Consider the following 16,752-nt stretch of genomic DNA (forward strand, 5'->3'; position numbering starts at 1 on the left):
TCCCCGACGTCCGAAAAGACGAGGTGGAGAAGCGGTGACGCAGCGAATCAGCGGCTGGAGATGGACACGGGCAGTGGGCGCGGTGGTCCTCGCCGTACTCATGACGGCGGCATTGGGCGCCGCGCCGAGTGCGACGGGCTACTCCCGCGACGGGCTGCCCATGGAATCGCTCGACGTGCCGTCACCGTCGATGGGCCGCAACATCCGCGTCCAATTCCAGGGCGGCGGGCCACATTCGGTCTATCTGCTCGACGGGTTGCGGGCCCAGGAGGACGCCAACGGCTGGGACATCAACACCGCGGCGTTCGAGTGGTTCTACGAGTCCGGCATCTCGGTGGTGATGCCCGTCGGTGGGCAGTCGAGTTTCTACGCCGACTGGTATGAGCCCGCCGCCAACAACGCCGGTGCGGTGACCTACAAGTGGGAGACCTTCCTGACCCAGGAGCTGCCGGCCTGGCTGGCGGCCAACCGCGGCCAGGATCCGCGCGGTAATGCCGTTGTGGGGCTGTCGATGTCGGGTGGCGCGGCGTTGAACCTGGCGACCTGGTACCCGACGCAGTTCATCTTCGCGAGCTCGCTGTCGGGCTACCTCAACCCGTCCGCCGGACTGTGGCCAACGCTGATCGGCTTCGCGATGAAGGATGCGGGCGGTTTCAACCCGAAGAACATGTGGGGGCCAACCAGCGATGTCGCCTGGCGCCGAAACGATCCCATGGTCAACGTCGGCCGGCTGGCCGCCAACGGCACCGCGCTGTGGGTCTACTGCGGCGGCGGCGTGGCGTCGGAACTCGACACCGGCCACGACTTCGGGGGCAACTTCAGCGCGGGTTACCTCGAGAACATCACGCTGTCGACGAACAAGGAATTCCAGCAGAAGTACCTGGCGGCCGGCGGCCACAACGCGGTGTTCAACTTCCCCCCGAAGGGCACGCACAGTTGGGGATACTGGGGGGCGCAGCTGCAGGCGATGAAACCGGACCTGCTGCGGGTACTCGGGGTCGGCGTCGCGCCACCGCCGCCACCCGCGCCGCCGGCGGTTCCGCTGCCTGCCGCGCCGCCGCCGCCCGCGCTGCCGGGAGCCTGACGCCGAGGGGGATTCGCGAATGAAGGTCTGTCGAGCCGGGGGAGCCACCTCGATCGCGCTGGTCGGGGTGGTCGCACTGTCCGCCTCGGCGGCCGCCACCCCACCCGAAGGCGACGTGGAACGCACCGACCTCGCCAAGGGCGACACCACCTCGGCGGTGTCCATCACGTCAGCCGACGGCCAGCCGACCACCCTGCTGGTGCAGCAGCTGGTGATGCATCCGGGCTCCAGCAGCGGCTGGCACACCCATCCCGGCCCGGAGCACTCGGTGATCACGACCGGCACCGTCGAGCTGCAGACCGCCGGCGACTGCGCGGTCGTGCCGTACGGGGCGGGGCAATCGGTATTCATCCCCGCCGGCGTGGCCCACCGGGTCGCCAACGGGACACCGCACGACGCTGGCGTCGTCGCGACCTACACGGTGCCCGCCGGTGCACCGGTGCGGGCCGACTCACCCGACGTGTGCGGCAAGTAACGGGCTGGACCGGCGACCCGGTCTGGCTCGCCGACGTCCTGCGCGCCGAGGGACTTCCGGTCGTCGAGTACCCCGGCTGGCTGCGGCGCGGCCACGGCGATTTCCGCGACATCCGCGGGGTGATGGTGCACCACACCGGATCGGATCACGCCACCGCCGCGTCCATCGCCGGCGGACACCCGGACCTGCCGGGGCCGCTGTCGCAGCTGCACATCGGCCGCGACGGCACGGTGACCACGGTCGCCGCCGGGGTGGCCTGGCATGCGGGCGCGGGACGGCACCCGTGGTTGCCGACCAACATGGCGAACTGGCACACGATCGGGATCGAATGCGCCAACAGCGGGACCAGCCCGACCGCCGCCCACCGGACGAACTGGCCCGACGCCCAGTACGCCGCGCTGGTGCGGACGTGTGCGGCCATCAGTCGGCGCATCGGCGTCAGCGCCGCCCGCACCATCGCGCACCGGGAGTATGCAGGGCGGGCGCAGGGCAAATGGGATCCCGGTGCGATCGACATGGAGATCCTGCGCCGCGATATCCAGGTGCGGATCGGCTCGGCGGACGATCCCGCACCGCGCCCGGCGCCGACGCAGACGCAGACGTAGACGCCGCGACCCGGCGCACGCACCGGAAACGCCCCGCCAGCGAACAGTCACCGGACCGTGACGGCGGTGGACAAAGCGCCTGGCAACCGGCCGGTGCGCCGCGCGATCCCCACCTTGAGGCAGAGTGCGAGTTTGCTGGCGTGTCGCAGTGTGATCTCCGGCTCATTTTTCGCGCCAAAGGTAAGAAATCGTGATTTCCGAGAGTTCGACGTTTGATCATGCCTGATTTGCACGCCGGCAACTCAACGCAGCTCGCAGCCGATAGCGACGTTGCTGCGGCGAGGTCACAATCGCATAACGAAGAGTTCTCTAAGCATGGTCTGAGAGTCTCCGCAACCCGGGTGTACACAGGACGAAATCATCGTGAAAGGGCGGGTTGCGCCGTCGCTAGACTCAGTTCAGACCGCGCCGTCCCGGCGCGATGGACGACTGAAATCGACGGCCGGTGCACGCCATACCGGCGGAGGTGCCGAGAACCATGGCAAATATCTTCACGCGTAAGAAAACGCCCCTGACCGCCCCGGAAGCGGTGGGGATGACCGCATTCGACCCCGAGGTCGCCGTCCTCGACGTCACCGCGATGCCCCGCGGACCGGTCGGCGACATCGCCATCGACGGCGCCTCCGGCGTCGTGGTGGCCACCAACCCCGGCGATCGCTCGATCTCCGTACTCGATGCCGAGACCCTGGGCGTCGACAAGGTCGTCGCGGTGGGCGGTGACCCCACCCTGGTCGCAGTGGCCGAAGACCGCGCATACGTCGCCACCTCGTCGCTGCAGCACGACGCCGTCACCGTGGTCGACACCCGGGCGGGCACCGTGATCGCGCGCTACCAGCTCGCGTTCAGCGCCACGGCGATGACGATCAGCCCCGACGGCAAGCGGCTGTACGTCGGCCGCACGGGTGACGACACCGTCGACGTCGCGGTGATCGACACCGCCGCCGAACGCATCGGCACCATCGGTATCGGCTACCGGCCCGGCACCAGCGTGGACGCTGTGCGCGTCGACGGCGCCGGCCGCCGCCTCTACGTCGCGACGACCAGTCTGGCCGGCAGCGCGCTGCTGACCATCGACACCGAGACCGCGCGGGTCGTGCGCCGGCTGCGGCTCGCCTCGCCGATCCGCGATCTGGCCCTCGGAGCCGACGGTCTGGCCTACGTGCTGCGCTCGGACCGTCGCTACGGCGGCAGCATCGACGTGATCGACCTGTCCGCCAACGCGGTCGCCGACTCGGTGGCGATCGGCGGTGCGCCGACGCAATTGGCGGTCAGCCCCGACGGCACCCGCGCGTACGTCGTCGACTACGACCGCGTCGCGGTGTTCGACACGCTGACCACCGAGATCGTCGACGAGATCACCGGCGACGCACGCCCGGCCGGCGTGGCGGTGCGTGCCGACGGCCGTCGGCTCTACGTCGCCGACTTCGCCGGAGCCATGACCTCGCTGGCGGTCCCGGCGTCGGCCATGCCGCGGGTGTACTCGCCGTTCGCCGCCACGGACAAGATCCTGCGGCCCGACGTCCGCCAGCTCTCGCCCGCCGTCTAGCGGATCAGCGCCACTGGTAACGCGTCTTCGGGCGGCCGGCCTTGCCGTAGTCGGTGAGGCGGGTGAGCGTGCCGTCGTCGGCCAGCCGTTCGAGGTAGCGCCACGCCGTCACGCGCGACACCCCCACCTGAGCGGCGGCCTGGTCGGCAGTCAGCCCCTCCGCCGAATCCCGTACCGCTCTGGCGATCTCGTCGGTCGTACCCGGCGCCGCGCCCTTCGGTGCCGCCACCCGTTCGGCCGAGCCGCGCAGTTCCGCCAGCGCCCGGTCGACTTCGGCCTGACTGGCCGCGTCGATCCCGGCCGGCAGGGCCTCGCGGTAGCGGCGGTAGCGCTCGAGCCGATCCCGGAACGCGGCGAACGTGAACGGTTTCAGCAGATACGCCAGCGCGCCGTGCGACACCGCCGCGCGCACCATCTCCAGATCCCGTTCCGAGGTGATCGCGATGATGTCGGGCGCGGGACGAAGTCCCGACAGGCTGGAGGCCAGTGCGATGCCGGTGGCGTCGGGCAGACCGAGGTCGAGCAGCACCAGGTCGATCGGGTGTTCGCCGGAGGCCGCACCGGCCGCCGCGCGCATCGCGTCACGGGCGGTGTGGACGACGGCGGTCGTGGTGAATCCGGCCAGCCGGGACAGGTACGTGTGATGCGCCTCGGCGATCAGCGGATCGTCCTCGACGATGAGCACGTTGATCGGCGGCGCGGTCACGCCCGCTCCAGCGGCACCGTCACGGTCACCACCGAACCGTAGGACACGTCCGCGGTGATCGTCCCGCGGTGGCGGGTGACCACCTGGCCGACCAGCGCCAGGCCGAGGCCGTGGTGTGCCGGATCGTCACCCGACTTCGTCGAATAACCCCGCCGCATGGCCCGCGCGAACGTCGCGGGGTCCATCCCCGGGCCGCTGTCGGCCACCCGCATCAGCAGGCGGCGCTCGTCCTGGTTGACCGTCACCTCGACCCACGGGTCGTCACGGTCGCAGGCGTCCATCGCGTTGTCGACGAGATTGCCCAGCACCGTGACCATCTCCTGGCCGGACAACGCCTCGCTGTGCGACGGCAGGTGCGTGTCCTCGGTGACGGTCAGTGCGATACCCCGCTCGTCGGCCTGCGCCGTCTTCCCCAGAAGCAGCGCCACCAGGGCGGGTTCGGCCACGGCCTGCGAGAGGCGGTCGACGAGGCGCTGCGACAACTCGAGTTCGTGCGTGGCGAAGCGGACGGCGTCGTCGGGCCTGCCCATCTCCACCATCGTGACCACGGTGTGCAGCTTGTTCGCCGCCTCGTGCGCCTGCGCCCGCAGCGAATCGGTGAGCACCTGCAGCGAGCTGAGTTCGCCCAGCGCGCCCTGCAATTCGGTGCGGTCGCGGATCGTCACGACCTCCGAATCGGATCCGGCGACCCGCGAGCGGTTGACCACCAGCACCCGCTCGTCGGTGACGTGCACCTCGTCGCGCACCCCCGGATCCGAGGTCTGCAGGAACAGGGGCAGCTGCGTGACGTCGATTCGCCCGGGTGGCAGGGCGAGCAGCCGGCGCGCCTCGTCGTTGACCAGCGCCACCCCGTCGCGTCCGAGCACGATCAGCCCTTCGGACACCGAATGCAGGATGGCGTCGTGGTGTTCGTACATCACGCGCAGTTCGTCGGGCCGCAGGCCGTGGGTCTGGCGCAGCAGGCGGCGGCGGATCAGCCACAGGCCGACCGACGAAACCAGCACGGCGGCAAGGGTCACCGCGGCGATCGTCGGAACCTGCGCGCGCCAGCGCTGCGCCAGCGTCTGCTGGGTGATGCCCGCCGAGACGAGCCCGACGATGCGCCCGGCCCCGTCCCGTACCGGCGCCACCGCGCGGATCGACGGGCCGAGCGTTCCGGTGTAGACCTCGCTGAACGTCTCCCCGCGCAGCGCGGGTTCCGTCGTCCCGAGGTAGCGGCCGCCGATCTGCTGCGGATCGGTGTGGGTGAAGCGGATGCCGTCAGGCGCCATGATCGTGATGAACGCGATGCCGGTCTGGGTGCGGACCGCCTCGGTGACCGGTTGCAGAAGCTCTGTCGCCCTGCCGGATTCGATCGCTTCGACGGTCGAGGGCGAATCGGCGAGCGCGGTGGCGACGCCGACCACCTGCTGGCGGGCCGCCTCGTCGCCGTCACGGCGGGCGTCGAGGAGCGCCAGCGCGCTGCCGGCGAGCACGATCACCGCGATCACCACGATCTGGAGTGCGATGGCCTGCCCCGCCAACGATCGGGGCCAGGGACGCCTCACCCACACCTCCGTTGAACGAAATGAACTAAAACGTGACCTGGCTCACGTCCTCGCCGAACCTACTTGCAGACCGCACCCGATGTCGACCTGGAGGATCCATGAGCGTCACCCTCGAACCACCGCCCGAGGCGGCCACGCCGCGGCGCGACCGCACCCACTGGCTCTACATCGCCGTCATCGTGGCGGTAGTGGCCGGCGTCGCCGTCGGCATCCTGGCTCCCGCGGTCGGCAAGAGCGTCGGCGTGCTCGGCACGATGTTCGTCGACCTGATCAAGATGATGATCGCCCCGGTCATCTTCTGCACGATCGTGCTGGGCATCGGATCGGTGCGCAAGGCCGCCACCGTCGGCAAGGTCGGCGGGCTGGCCTTCGCCTACTTCCTCGTGATGTCCACCTTCGCCCTGGCGATCGGTCTGGTGGTCGGCAACGTGCTGCACCCGGGCAGCGGTATGAACCTCTCGGAGAGCGCCGCGGGCAAGGGCGCCGAACTGGCCGAGAAGGCCCACGAATCGGGCGGTCTCATGGACTTCGTCCAGGGCATCATCCCCGACACCCTGTTCTCGGCACTGACCGCGGGCAGCGTGCTGCAGGCTCTGTTCGTCGCGCTGCTGGTCGGTTTCGCCCTGCAGGCGATGGGTCGCTCCGGTGAGCCGATCCTGCGCGGCGTCGAGCATCTGCAGAAGCTGGTGTTCAAGATCCTCGTGATGATCCTGTGGCTGGCGCCGATCGGCGCGTTCGGGGCGATCGCCAACGTCGTCGGCCAAACCGGTTGGGCCGCAGTCACTCAGCTGCTCACGCTGATGCTCGGCTTCTACGTCACCTGCGCGGTGTTCGTCTTCGGTGTGCTCGGCGTGCTGATGCGGGTGGTCGCCGGGGTCTCGATCTTCAAGCTGGTGCGCTACCTGGCGCGCGAATACCTGCTTATCGTGTCGACCTCGTCGTCGGAATCCGCGCTGCCGCGACTGATCGCGAAGATGGAACACCTCGGCGTGGACCGCAGCACCGTCGGTGTCGTGGTGCCGACCGGCTACTCGTTCAACCTCGATGGCACCGCGATCTACCTGACCATGGCGTCGCTGTTCATCGCGGGCGCACTGGGCGATCCGCTGTCGGTGAGCGAGCAGATCGGCCTGCTGGTGTTCATGATCGTCGCCTCGAAGGGCGCGGCCGGTGTCACCGGCGCCGGGCTGGCCACGCTGGCCGCGGGGCTGCAGAGCCACCGGCCCGACCTGCTCGACGGGGTGGGGTTGATCGTCGGCATCGACCGCTTCATGTCCGAAGCCCGTGCGGTGACGAACTTCTCGGGCAACGCGGTCGCCACCGTGCTGGTGGGGTCCTGGACGAAGACCATCGACAGGAACCGGATGGATTCGGTGCTGCGCGGTGACGATCCGTTCGACGAACTCACCATGGTCGACGACCACACCCCGGAGCGTGTCCCCGCGCCGGCCTAACGCGCACCAGGAACGACCCGACCGGTGTCCCTCCCGGTCGGGTCTTCCTGGGTTCAGCTCGCGCAGTTGACGGTGACCGACACCGAGCGGCCGACCACGATCGGGTTGAACGCGTTGATGTTGTAGTCGTCGTCGATACCGAGCCGGTCGATCGGCGAGAACGAGGTGACGGTCCGCTGATTCCGGACGTTGGTGACCACGCATTCGCTCAACGGGGCGGAGCCGACGCGGTCGATGTTGACCGTGAAGCCCTGCTGCTGCAGACGATTGATGGTGTCCTGGGCAGAATCGTCGGCTGACGCGAGGCCGGCCGGAGCCGCCATCACCCCGCATACCGCCGCGGTTGCCGCGGCAAGCGCCCATCCTGTGCGCATCTGCTGATCTCCGATCTCCGTTGTCGATGTCCTCTACATGAATCGCTCGCGGGCCGGGAAAGCTTCCCGTTCGCGACGATCCTGCCCTGATAACGGGACCAGGGCCCGGACGGTTCGACGCGGATCGAAGAAACTTTTTCAGCGGTCGGCGCGCTGATAGGCGGTGACCACCGCCGCACCGCCGAGTCCGATGTTGTGTTGCAGCGCTGCGGTGACGTTGTCGACCTGACGGGCGTCGGCGGTGCCGCGCAGCTGCCACGTGAGCTCGGCGCACTGAGCCAGGCCGGTCGCGCCGAGCGGATGGCCCTTGGAGATCAGGCCGCCCGAGGGGTTGACCACCCACCGGCCGCCGTAGGTGGTGTCGTCGTTGTCGATCAGCTTCGGCGCCTCGCCCTCCCCGCACAGGCCAAGGGCCTCGTAGAGCAGCAGCTCGTTGGCGGAGAAGCAGTCGTGCAGTTCGATGACCTGGAAGTCGGCGGGGCCGAGCCCGGCCTGCTCGTAGACCTGTTGGGCGGCTTTGACGTTCATGTCGTAGCCGATCAGGTTCTTGGCGGAGCCGTCGAACGTGCTGCCGAAGTCGGTGGTCATCGCCTGGCCGACGATCTCGACCGCGCGATCGGCGAGCCCGTGTTCGTCGACGAACGCCTCGCTGGCGAGGATCGCGGCGCCCGAACCGTCCGAGGTGGGCGAGCACTGCAGTTTGGTCAGCGGGTCGGAGATCATCCGGGCGCCCAGGATGTCGTCGAGCGTGTACTCGTCCTGAAACTGGGCGTACGGGTTGTTGACCGAGTGTTTGTGGTTCTTGTAGCCGATCTTCGCGAAGTGCTCGGCCGTCGAGCCGTGCTGGCGCATGTGCTCGCGTCCCGCCGCGCCGAACATCCACGGCGCCACCGGCATTGCGAACTCGTCGATCTCTGCCATGGCCTTGACGTGGCGGCCCATCGGCGATTCGCGGTCGCTCGCCCCGCCGCCGAGTGAACCGGGCTGCATCTTCTCGAAGCCCAGCGCGATCGTGCAGTCGGCCAGCCCGCCGCGGATCGTCTGCGCGGCCAGGTACAGCGCCGTCGAGCCGGTGGAGCAGTTGTTGTTGACGTTGACCACCGGGATGCCGGTCATGCCGAGTTCGTAGAGCGCACGCTGTCCGGACGTGGAGTCCCCCGAGCAGTAGCCGACGAAGCCCTGTTGCACCTGCCGGTACTCGATGCCCGCGTCGGTGAGCGCCTTGGTGCCCGACTCCTTGGCCATCTGCGGGTAGTCCCACCCTTCGCGGCGGCCCGGCTTCTCGAACTTCGTCATCCCGACGCCGACGACGAATACGCGCTGACCCCTGGCTGTGCTCATGGCGTTCCCTTCGCTTACCGCAGGAAGTGGTGTAGACCACAATAGAACGCGTTCTAGTTCGGGGGTCAAGAGGAGGTCTGCATGGCGGTACGGGTGGTGCAGTGGGCGACCGGCGGTGTCGGCGTCGCCGCGATCAACGGGGTGCTCGAACATCCCGACCTCGAACTCGTCGGCTGTTGGGTGCATTCGGAAGCCAAGGCCGGCAAGGACGTCGGCGAGCTGATCGGCGCCGAACCCATCGGGGTGACCGCCACCAACAGCGTCGAGGAGATCCTGGCACTGGACGCCGACGCGGTGATCTACTCGCCGCTGCTGCCCGACCCGAAGGAGGTCACCGCACTGCTGCGGTCCGGCAAGAACGTCGTCACCCCCGTCGGGTGGTTCTACCCCGGTGAGAAGGAGGCCGCACCGCTGCGGGCCGCCGCGCTCGAAGGCAACGTGACGCTGCACGGCACCGGGATCGCGCCCGGCGGCATCAGCGAGAAGTTCCCGCTGGTGTTGTCGATCATGTCGACGGGTGTGACCTTCGTGCGCGCCGAGGAGTTCTCGGATCTGCGCACCTACGACGCCCCCGACGTGGTGCGCTACGTGATGGGTTTCGGTGACACCCCCGAGAAGGCGCTGTCCGGGCCGATGCAGAAACTGCTCGACGGCGGCTTCATCCAGTCGGTGAAGATGGTCGTCGACAAGATGGGCTTCCGGGCCGATCCGACCGTGCGGTCCTCCCAGGAGATCGCGGTCGCGACCGCGCCGATCGACTCACCGATCGGCGCCATCGAACCGGGACAGGTCGCGGGACGGCGGTTCCACTGGGAGGCCACCGTCGACGGCGAGGTCGTGGTCCGTGTCACCGTGAACTGGCTGATGGGCGAGGAGCACCTGGACCCGGCCTGGACCTTCGGCGAGGCGGGGGAGCGCTACGAGATGGAGGTCCGCGGCAACCCCGATTTCACGGTGACGGTCAAGGGATTTCAGCCCGATAGCGTCGAGTCGGGGCTGGAGAGCAACAACGGGATCGTCGCGACCGCCGCGCACTGCGTCAACTCGATTCCCGCCGTGTGCGCCGCGCCGCCCGGCATCGCGACCTACCTCGACCTGCCGCTGATCAGCGGGCGGGCGGCTCCGCGACTGGGATCCGCTTCCGGGCCCGCTTCCTGATGTCCTCGGGCAGCGCGTCGACGTCGAGCAGTCGCGGCAGCAGCTCGGCGTCGCCGCTGATCGCGCGGAACACCAGCCCGACCGTGATGTCGCTGTCCGGGCGGTCGATCACCTCGATCGCGTCGCCCGCCCGGACCGTGCCCGGATGGATCACCCGCAGATAGGCACCCGGGACGGCAGCGCGGGTGAATGTGCCCATCCAGCCCCGGATCCCCAGAAACGACGCGAAGGTCCGGCAGGGCGTGCGCGGCGAGGTGACCTCGAGCAGCAGACCGTCGGTGCCGACCCGCCAGCGCTCACCGACCACGGCGCCGGTCACGTCGATCCCGGAGGTGGTGAGGTTCTCGCCGAAGTTGCCGTTGGCCAGCGGGCGGTCCAGCGTGGTCTGCCAGCGGTCGAGGTCCTCACGGGCATAGGCGTACACCGCCTGATCGTCACCGCCGTGCAGACGCTGATTGCCGATCACGTCGTCGGCGAGGCCGCTGCCCACACCGCCGCGCATCGGCCCGGGCGCGCGCACCGCAACCGCCTCGTCCGTCGGCACCTTGTCGATGCCGGTGACCGTGGTCGTCTTGGCGGGATTCGGCATCGGCCGGGCCAGGTTGACGCTGAGCACGCGAGACATCAGTACAGGGTAGGGCAGCCGTGCGTTCCCACCGGATGACGACGAGAGGACGACCAGTGCAGAGATCGGTGACGCTTGCCCTGTGCGCGACGATGCTGGCCGCATCGGCGGTCACCGGATGCGCGACGGCACATCCGTCCCCGCCCGGTCTGCACTACCTGGGGCAGCGACAGATCCCCGGCGGCGCGACGCTGGACGGCACGGTGATCGGCGGGCTCTCCGGCATCAGCTACGACGCGCAGCGCGACATGTACTTCGTGGTCAGTGACGACCGGTCGGCGAAGAATCCGGCGCGGTTCTACGAAGCCCGAATCCGGTTGGGTGACAACGGGATCAACGCCATCGACGTCGTCGCCACCCGTCCGTGGCTGGAGGCGGACGGGCGTCCGTTCCCGCCGCTCGACACCGCGGTCCGCCCACCCGTGGTGCCGCCGGATCCCGAGGGCATCGCGCTGGACCCCGACCGTCGACGGCTGTACTGGTCGAGCGAGGGGGAACGGCTCACCGACGGCCCGTCCGGGCCGGTGCTGCTGGACCCGTTCATCCGGATCGCCGATTTCGAGGGGCGATACCTCGGGGAGTTCACGCTGCCGCCCGCGCTGCAGATGTCCGCAGCCGACACCGGGCCACGGCGCAACGACGTGCTGGAGGGCCTCACCGTCACGCCGGGCGGACGGTGGGTGTGGGCGGCCATGGAGGGGCCGCTGCTGCAGGACGGCCCGCCGCCGTCAGACACCGCAGGCGCCCTCACCCGGATCACCCGCTTCGACCCCGACACCGAGACGGCCGACGCGCAGTTCGCGTATCCGCTGGACGCGGTGTCGGCTGGCCCGGGCGGCGACAACGGGGTGTCCGATCTGGTGGCGCTGGACGATTCGACGTTCCTGGTGGTCGAGCGGGGATACGCCGGACGCAACAGCGTGCGGGTCTACCGCGCCGAGGTGGCCGACGCCGACGACGTGCTGGCCGTCCCCGCACTCGGGGGCCGCCAGGTGCGCCCGATGACCAAGACCCTGCTGGCCGACCTGGCCACCACCCCGGGTGTGACCCCGCTCGACAACGTCGAGGGCATCACGCTCGGGCCCACGCTGCCGGACGGACGTCGCACCGTCGTGCTGATCAGCGACGACAACTTCTCGCCGACGCAGATCACCCAGGTGCTGGCCTTCGCGATGTGAAATACCAGGCCGTCCAAACCAGCGCCAGGAGCGCGAAACTCGCGTGGCAGCTCCGCGACGCCGCGGTAACCTGAGACGTCTTGAGTGGACACCGGCAGAGGTGACGAGCATGGTCGACGAATCCGCGCACGCGTGTGACATCGACGAGCTGCGCGAGCTGTTCCTCTTCGAAGGCCTCACCGCGGACCAGCTCCAAAGACTGTGCGGCAACGGGACGGTGACGACCCTGCCTGCCGGGCTCCTGTGCCGCCAGGGCGACCCCGCGACGCACTTCTACGTCCTGCTCGACGGTGAGATCCTGCTGTCGAAATACACCGGCAACCGCGACATCGAGATGTGGACGACCTCGCAGCGGGGCGCGTACTGCGGCGCGTGGTCGGCGTTCCTCCCGGACGACGACGTGCGCTACGAGAACAACGCCAGCCTCACCCGCCCGTCACGGCTGCTGGTGCTCGACGCCATCACACTGGGCGACTTCCTGCGCACCGAGTTCCCGATGGCCACCCACCTGCTGGTCGGACACACACAGGGACGCCTGCACGCCGGCCGCATCCTCGGCCCCCACGAGCGGCTGGTGCAGCTGGGACAACTCACCGCCGGGCTCACCCACGAACTCAACAACCCCGCAGCGGCCGCCGTCCGCGCCGCTTCGGCACTGCGATCCCGGATCACCGAAACACGTCACCGCCGCGCCGAGGTGGGCACCGACACCACCCTGCTCGAGCTGCACGACCGGGTGGCCGAGATCGCCGCCAAACCGACCGATCTGACCACGGCGCAGAAGTCCCACCTCGAAGAGGCGCTCGGGGAGTGGCTCGACGCCCACGGGGTCAGCGATGCGTGGGATCACGCCGCCACCTTCGCCGAGGCCGGCATCGACATCGACTGGATGGAGCGGATCTCGGCCTCCGGATGCGGCGACACCCCGGCCGCGCTGAGCGCCGCGGTGCGCTCGCTGAGCAGCACCGTGGAGACCGAACTGCTGCTCACCGAGATCGGGGATGCGACGAAGCGGATCTCCGTGCTGGTCGACCAGGTCAAGCAGTACTCACAACTGGACCGGGCCCCGTTCGACGTCGCCGACATCCACGAACTGCTCGACAGCACGCTGGCGATGCTGTCGCACCGCCTCGGACCCGGTGTCACGGTCGTGCGCGACTTCGACCACGGTCTGCCCGCGGTGCCGTGCTACGCGGCGGAGCTGAACCAGGTCTGGACCAACCTCATCAACAACGCGCTCGACGCCATGCCGTCGGGAGTGCTCACGCTGCGCACCCGCCGGGAACGGGACACGGTGCGCGTCGAGGTGTGCGACACCGGGACCGGCATCCCCGACGACGTGCTGCCGCGGGTGTTCGACCCGTTCTTCACCACCAAACCGTTCGGTGAGGGTGCGGGACTCGGCCTGGACATCGCGGTGCGCATCGTCGACCGGCACGGCGGCAGCCTGTGGGCCGAGTCCGCCCCCGGCGACACCCGGTTCGTCACCACCCTGCCGCTGACCGCAGAACCCGGGTGAACCTCGGCCACGCCCGCGGTGACGGGGCCTGGCACACTGCGGGCTGTGACGAAGCGAGCGTTGGTGCTGGCCGGCGGGGGGATCGCAGGCATCGCGTGGGAGACCGGAGTGCTGCGCGGCATCGCCGACGAAGTGCCCGACGCCGCCAGGGTGCTGCTGGGCGCCGAGATCCTGGTCGGCACGTCCGCGGGATCGACGGTGGCCGCCCAACTCGGCAGCGGCCTGGACATCGGTGAGCTCTACGACCGGCAGCTCGCCGCGGCATCGGCCGAGATCGACCCCGGGGTGAGCATCGAGACGATCACCGGCGTCTTCCTCGCCGCATTGACCGATCCCGACGCCACCACCACCGAGAAGCTGCGGCGCATCGGGGAGATCGCGCTGTCCACCCCGACCGTCGCCGAAGACGTGCGCCGCGCGGTGATCGAACACCGGTTGCCCAGCCACTCGTGGCCCGACCGGGACCTGCGGGTGACGGCGATCGACACCGCCACCGGTGAACTCGTCGTGTTCGACAAGTCCTCGGGCGTCGGTCTGGTCGACGCCGTTGCCGCGAGCTGCGCGGTCCCCGGAGTGTGGCCGCCGGTGACGATCGGGCAGCGGCGCTACATGGACGGCGGCGTGGGCAGCACCGTCAACATGGCGGTCGCCGCGGATTGCGATGCCGCGGTGGCTCTCGTTCCGTCGGGCCGGTCGTCGCCGTCTCCGTTCGGCAGTGGGGCGGTCGCCGAGGTCGACGGTTTCACCGCACCGACACTCGGGATCTTCGCCGACGACGAGGCACTCGCCGCGTTCGGCGCGAACCCGCTCGACCCGGCGTGTCGCATGCCGTCCGCCGAAGCCGGCCGGGCGCAGGGCCGGCGGATCGCGGCCGACGTCGCCGGGTTCCTCTCAGGGCTGCAGTAGCGGGATGAACTCCGGCCGCTCGAACTCGTCGAGCGCCTGGACGGCCAACTTCCTGCCCACCTCGATGACCTCGGCCGCTCGGTGGAAATCCAAACTGCGACAGGCAGACCGGGGCACCTCGACGAGAAGGTCGGGCGGGTAGGCGGCCAGCGTGTGGCGGGCCAGCGCGGCCTGCGCGATGTCGATGGTGCGGTTCATCACCTCGAAGCTGCCCAGCCGCGGTACCGGCACCTCCTTGGCGGAATCGACGAGTTGCTCGGCGCTGCTGTCGGTTTCGGCCGGCGCACCGGTGCCGTCGCCGCTCTCGGTCGCCTCGAGGTCCTCCTCGGTGGCGGTGCCGAAACGGTTGATCATCGACCGCACCGCGGGGGTGTCGAGCACCGCGCGCGCCGACTTCGAGTCCAGCAGGGCAGAAGTGCTGCGCAGCAACCGGTTCAGCCAGTCCGCCGTCGTGTGCGCCTCGCCCTCGTCGGGTTCGGTGCCGCCGGCTTCACTGCCGCCCAGGCTCACCGCGATCGTCAGGTCGGCGTTGACCGCGGCGACCGGCGCCATCGGCAGAGGGTCGAGGATCCCGCCGTCGGCGAGCAGCCGGCCGTCGAGCACATGCGGGGTGATGACGCCGGGGATCGCGATCGACGCGCGGATCGCCGCATCCACCGGGCCGCGCTGCAGCCACACCGACCGGCCGGCGATCAGATCCGTCGTGACCGCCGTGTACGGCACCGGCAGGTCTTCGATGCACACCTCACCGAGCACGTCGCGCACGGCGTCGAGGATCTTCTCCGCCCGCAGTACTCCTGGTGCGGTGAGCGACGGGTCGAGCAGTCGCAGAACCGCGCGCTGCGTCAGCGATTTGGCCCACTCCGCGTACTCGTCGAGCTTGCCCGCCGCCTGCAGGCCACCGACCAGCGCACCCATCGACGAGCCCGAGATGCCGACGATCTCGTAGCCGCGTGAATGCAGTTCCTCGATGACGCCGATGTGCGCGTAACCCCGGGCACCGCCACTGCCGAGCACCAGCGCGACGCGTTTGCTCATGGCGTCATTCTGCGCCTTTTCGCGCAGCGTGAATCGAACTCATCCGCACAGCTCGTCGGCGGCCGCCTCCACGGCGACGATGATGGCCGCCTGGCGCGCCGGTTCCAACTGGGACCACGGCGTGCCGAAGGTGCCGGGACCCGGCGCATCGGACTTCTGGATCTCCGCGAGATACGGCTCGACCTGCGCATTGAGGTCGCCGCCGCGTTCGGCCATCCACGTCCTAGCCGCATTGCACGCCTGGAAGTACTCCTCCTCGGTGGACTCGGCGGGCGCGCCCACCGCCGTCGTCACGCCGTCCGGTGAGGTGCCCACCTCGCCGGGCGCCGCGGTGCGGGCCGCCGTGGTCGTCGTCGACGCCGTGGCCTGCGGCGACGTCTGCGTCGGCGACGGCGTGGGGCCGTCGTCACCGCCCGTCGAACAGCCGGTCAGGGTCAGGCCACCGGTGACGGCGACGGCCGCGATGAGGCGGGATAGGCACCTGCGCATGGGGTCAATCTATGCAACACTGGCCGCCGTGATGGAGCGGACCGCGGTTCTGGAGTGTTGTCGGGCCTGACGCCCACCCTCAGACCCGTCTGCCCTCATTGGAGTCCCCGTCATGTCCGTGCACACCCTTGCCTCGCCCGTCTCTGCCGTCCCCGCCGTTTCCGCGCCCACCCGGTTGCGGCTGCCCGATCTGCTCCACGCCACCGATCGCGGTGCCGACGACGTGCTCAGCGGGCGCTTCGACCACCTGCTGCCGCGCGGCGGCCTGCCCCGCGACGACCGGTGGTACACCAGGCTGCACGGCGACGACGAACTGGACGTCTGGCTCATCAGCTGGGTGCCCGACCAGTCCACAGAACTGCACGACCACGGCGGATCGCTCGGTGCGCTGACCGTGCTGTCCGGCGCGCTGTCCGAAACCCGTTGGGACGGAGAGGGCTTGCGGCGGCGGCGCCTCGCGGCGGGCGATCAGGCCGCCTTCCCGCTCGGCTGGGTGCACGACGTGGTGTGGGCACCGGACACCACCAGCGGCCCCACCTTGAGCGTGCACGCCTACTCGCCGCCATTGACCGCGATGTCCTTCTACGAGGTCACCGACCGGACGACGTTGCGGCGCAGCCGAACCGAACTCACCGATACGCCGGAGGGCTGACGTGGCCAGTCGCATCGACCGGGTGCTCGACGCCGCCCGGGACCGCCTGCAGCGG

At 69.7% G+C, this 16,752-nt stretch carries 16 protein-coding genes and 1 pseudogene; 10 read left to right on the forward strand and 7 right to left on the reverse strand.

Translation table 11 applies throughout. From position 1 onward, the window contains the following. Window positions 1-34: 34 nt before the first annotated feature. The 4 genes and pseudogenes from G6N30_RS00560 (at window position 35) to G6N30_RS00575 (ending at window position 3,710) form a co-directional block, all read left to right on the forward strand. Window positions 35-1,084, forward strand: a complete 1,050-nt coding sequence (locus G6N30_RS00560) for an esterase family protein (RefSeq protein ID WP_163687302.1) — start codon at window positions 35-37, stop codon at window positions 1,082-1,084. Window positions 1,085-1,103: 19 nt separating this feature from the next. Continuing rightward, complete coding sequence (locus tag G6N30_RS00565) at window positions 1,104-1,559, forward strand: cupin domain-containing protein (protein WP_134055672.1); 456 nt, start codon at window positions 1,104-1,106, stop codon at window positions 1,557-1,559. Beyond that, window positions 1,547-2,149: pseudogene (locus tag G6N30_RS00570) on the forward strand (peptidoglycan recognition protein family protein); the annotation flags it as partial. The gene G6N30_RS00565 and the pseudogene G6N30_RS00570, both read left to right, overlap by 13 nt. Window positions 2,150-2,642: 493 nt before the next feature. After that, window positions 2,643-3,710: an MmpL3/TtfA transport complex stabilizer gene (locus tag G6N30_RS00575; RefSeq protein ID WP_134055671.1), complete on the forward strand. Its 1,068-nt coding sequence runs from the start codon at window positions 2,643-2,645 to the stop codon at window positions 3,708-3,710. Between the two features lie 4 nt (window positions 3,711-3,714). Here the strand turns inward: G6N30_RS00575 and G6N30_RS00580 are convergent, their stop codons facing one another. Together G6N30_RS00580 and G6N30_RS00585 are read right to left on the reverse strand one after the other, a co-directional pair. Next, on the reverse strand, window positions 3,715-4,416 hold the full coding sequence (locus tag G6N30_RS00580; RefSeq protein ID WP_134055669.1) for a response regulator: 702 nt from the start codon (window positions 4,414-4,416) through the stop codon (window positions 3,715-3,717). Beyond that, window positions 4,413-5,963: a sensor histidine kinase gene (locus G6N30_RS00585; protein WP_134055667.1), complete on the reverse strand. Its 1,551-nt coding sequence runs from the start codon at window positions 5,961-5,963 to the stop codon at window positions 4,413-4,415. Before G6N30_RS00585 ends, G6N30_RS00580 begins: the two co-directional genes overlap by 4 nt. Before the next feature lie 98 nt (window positions 5,964-6,061). Between G6N30_RS00585 and G6N30_RS00590 the strand changes: the two genes are divergently transcribed. Next, a complete protein-coding gene (locus tag G6N30_RS00590) occupies window positions 6,062-7,417 on the forward strand; it encodes a cation:dicarboxylate symporter family transporter (protein ID WP_134055665.1) in 1,356 nt (451 codons plus the stop codon). Between the two features lie 53 nt (window positions 7,418-7,470). Here G6N30_RS00590 and G6N30_RS00595 read toward each other — a convergent pair whose 3' ends face one another. Further along, entirely contained in the window at window positions 7,471-7,791 is a 321-nt protein-coding gene (locus tag G6N30_RS00595) for a hypothetical protein (protein WP_134055663.1), read from the reverse strand. A 138-nt stretch (window positions 7,792-7,929) separates the two neighbouring features. Continuing rightward, complete coding sequence (locus tag G6N30_RS00600) at window positions 7,930-9,132, reverse strand: lipid-transfer protein (RefSeq protein ID WP_134055661.1); 1,203 nt, start codon at window positions 9,130-9,132, stop codon at window positions 7,930-7,932. 81 nt (window positions 9,133-9,213) lie between these two features. Here G6N30_RS00600 and G6N30_RS00605 point away from each other — a divergent pair, with 81 nt between their 5' ends. Next, the gene (locus tag G6N30_RS00605; RefSeq protein WP_134055659.1) at window positions 9,214-10,290 is read left to right on the forward strand and encodes an NAD(P)H-dependent amine dehydrogenase family protein; all 1,077 of its coding nucleotides are present in this window, start codon (window positions 9,214-9,216) and stop codon (window positions 10,288-10,290) included. Here G6N30_RS00605 and G6N30_RS00610 read toward each other — a convergent pair. Beyond that, window positions 10,238-10,915 (reverse strand): MOSC domain-containing protein, encoded by a 678-nt coding sequence (locus tag G6N30_RS00610; RefSeq protein ID WP_179965528.1) that lies wholly within the window; start codon window positions 10,913-10,915, stop codon window positions 10,238-10,240. The genes G6N30_RS00605 and G6N30_RS00610 overlap by 53 nt on opposite strands. A gap of 92 nt (window positions 10,916-11,007) precedes the next feature. Here G6N30_RS00610 and G6N30_RS00615 point away from each other — a divergent pair, with 92 nt between their 5' ends. The 3 genes from G6N30_RS00615 (at window position 11,008) to G6N30_RS00625 (ending at window position 14,518) form a co-directional block, all read left to right on the forward strand. Further along, window positions 11,008-12,093: an esterase-like activity of phytase family protein gene (locus tag G6N30_RS00615; RefSeq protein WP_134057441.1), complete on the forward strand. Its 1,086-nt coding sequence runs from the start codon at window positions 11,008-11,010 to the stop codon at window positions 12,091-12,093. Between the two features lie 109 nt (window positions 12,094-12,202). Beyond that, window positions 12,203-13,612: an ATP-binding protein gene (locus G6N30_RS00620; RefSeq protein ID WP_134055657.1), complete on the forward strand. Its 1,410-nt coding sequence runs from the start codon at window positions 12,203-12,205 to the stop codon at window positions 13,610-13,612. Window positions 13,613-13,657: 45 nt separating this feature from the next. After that, entirely contained in the window at window positions 13,658-14,518 is an 861-nt protein-coding gene (locus tag G6N30_RS00625) for a patatin-like phospholipase family protein (RefSeq protein WP_234880196.1), read from the forward strand. On the opposite strand, the gene G6N30_RS00630 is transcribed toward G6N30_RS00625, so the two are convergent. Together G6N30_RS00630 and G6N30_RS00635 are read right to left on the reverse strand one after the other, a co-directional pair. After that, window positions 14,504-15,556 carry a patatin-like phospholipase family protein gene (locus tag G6N30_RS00630; protein WP_134055653.1) on the reverse strand — a complete coding sequence of 351 codons (1,053 nt, stop codon included), beginning with the start codon at window positions 15,554-15,556 and terminating at the stop codon, window positions 14,504-14,506. The genes G6N30_RS00625 and G6N30_RS00630 overlap by 15 nt on opposite strands. Window positions 15,557-15,595: 39 nt before the next feature. Beyond that, window positions 15,596-16,045 (reverse strand): lipoprotein LpqV, encoded by a 450-nt coding sequence (locus G6N30_RS00635; protein ID WP_134055651.1) that lies wholly within the window; start codon window positions 16,043-16,045, stop codon window positions 15,596-15,598. Between the two features lie 112 nt (window positions 16,046-16,157). Here G6N30_RS00635 and G6N30_RS00640 point away from each other — a divergent pair, with 112 nt between their 5' ends. Beyond that, entirely contained in the window at window positions 16,158-16,697 is a 540-nt protein-coding gene (locus tag G6N30_RS00640; RefSeq protein ID WP_134055649.1) for a cysteine dioxygenase, read from the forward strand. The last annotated feature ends 55 nt before the right edge of the window (window positions 16,698-16,752 follow it).

Origin of the sequence: Mycolicibacterium litorale (genome assembly GCF_010731695.1) — a bacterium.
Lineage (GTDB): Bacteria > Actinomycetota > Actinomycetes > Mycobacteriales > Mycobacteriaceae > Mycobacterium > Mycobacterium litorale.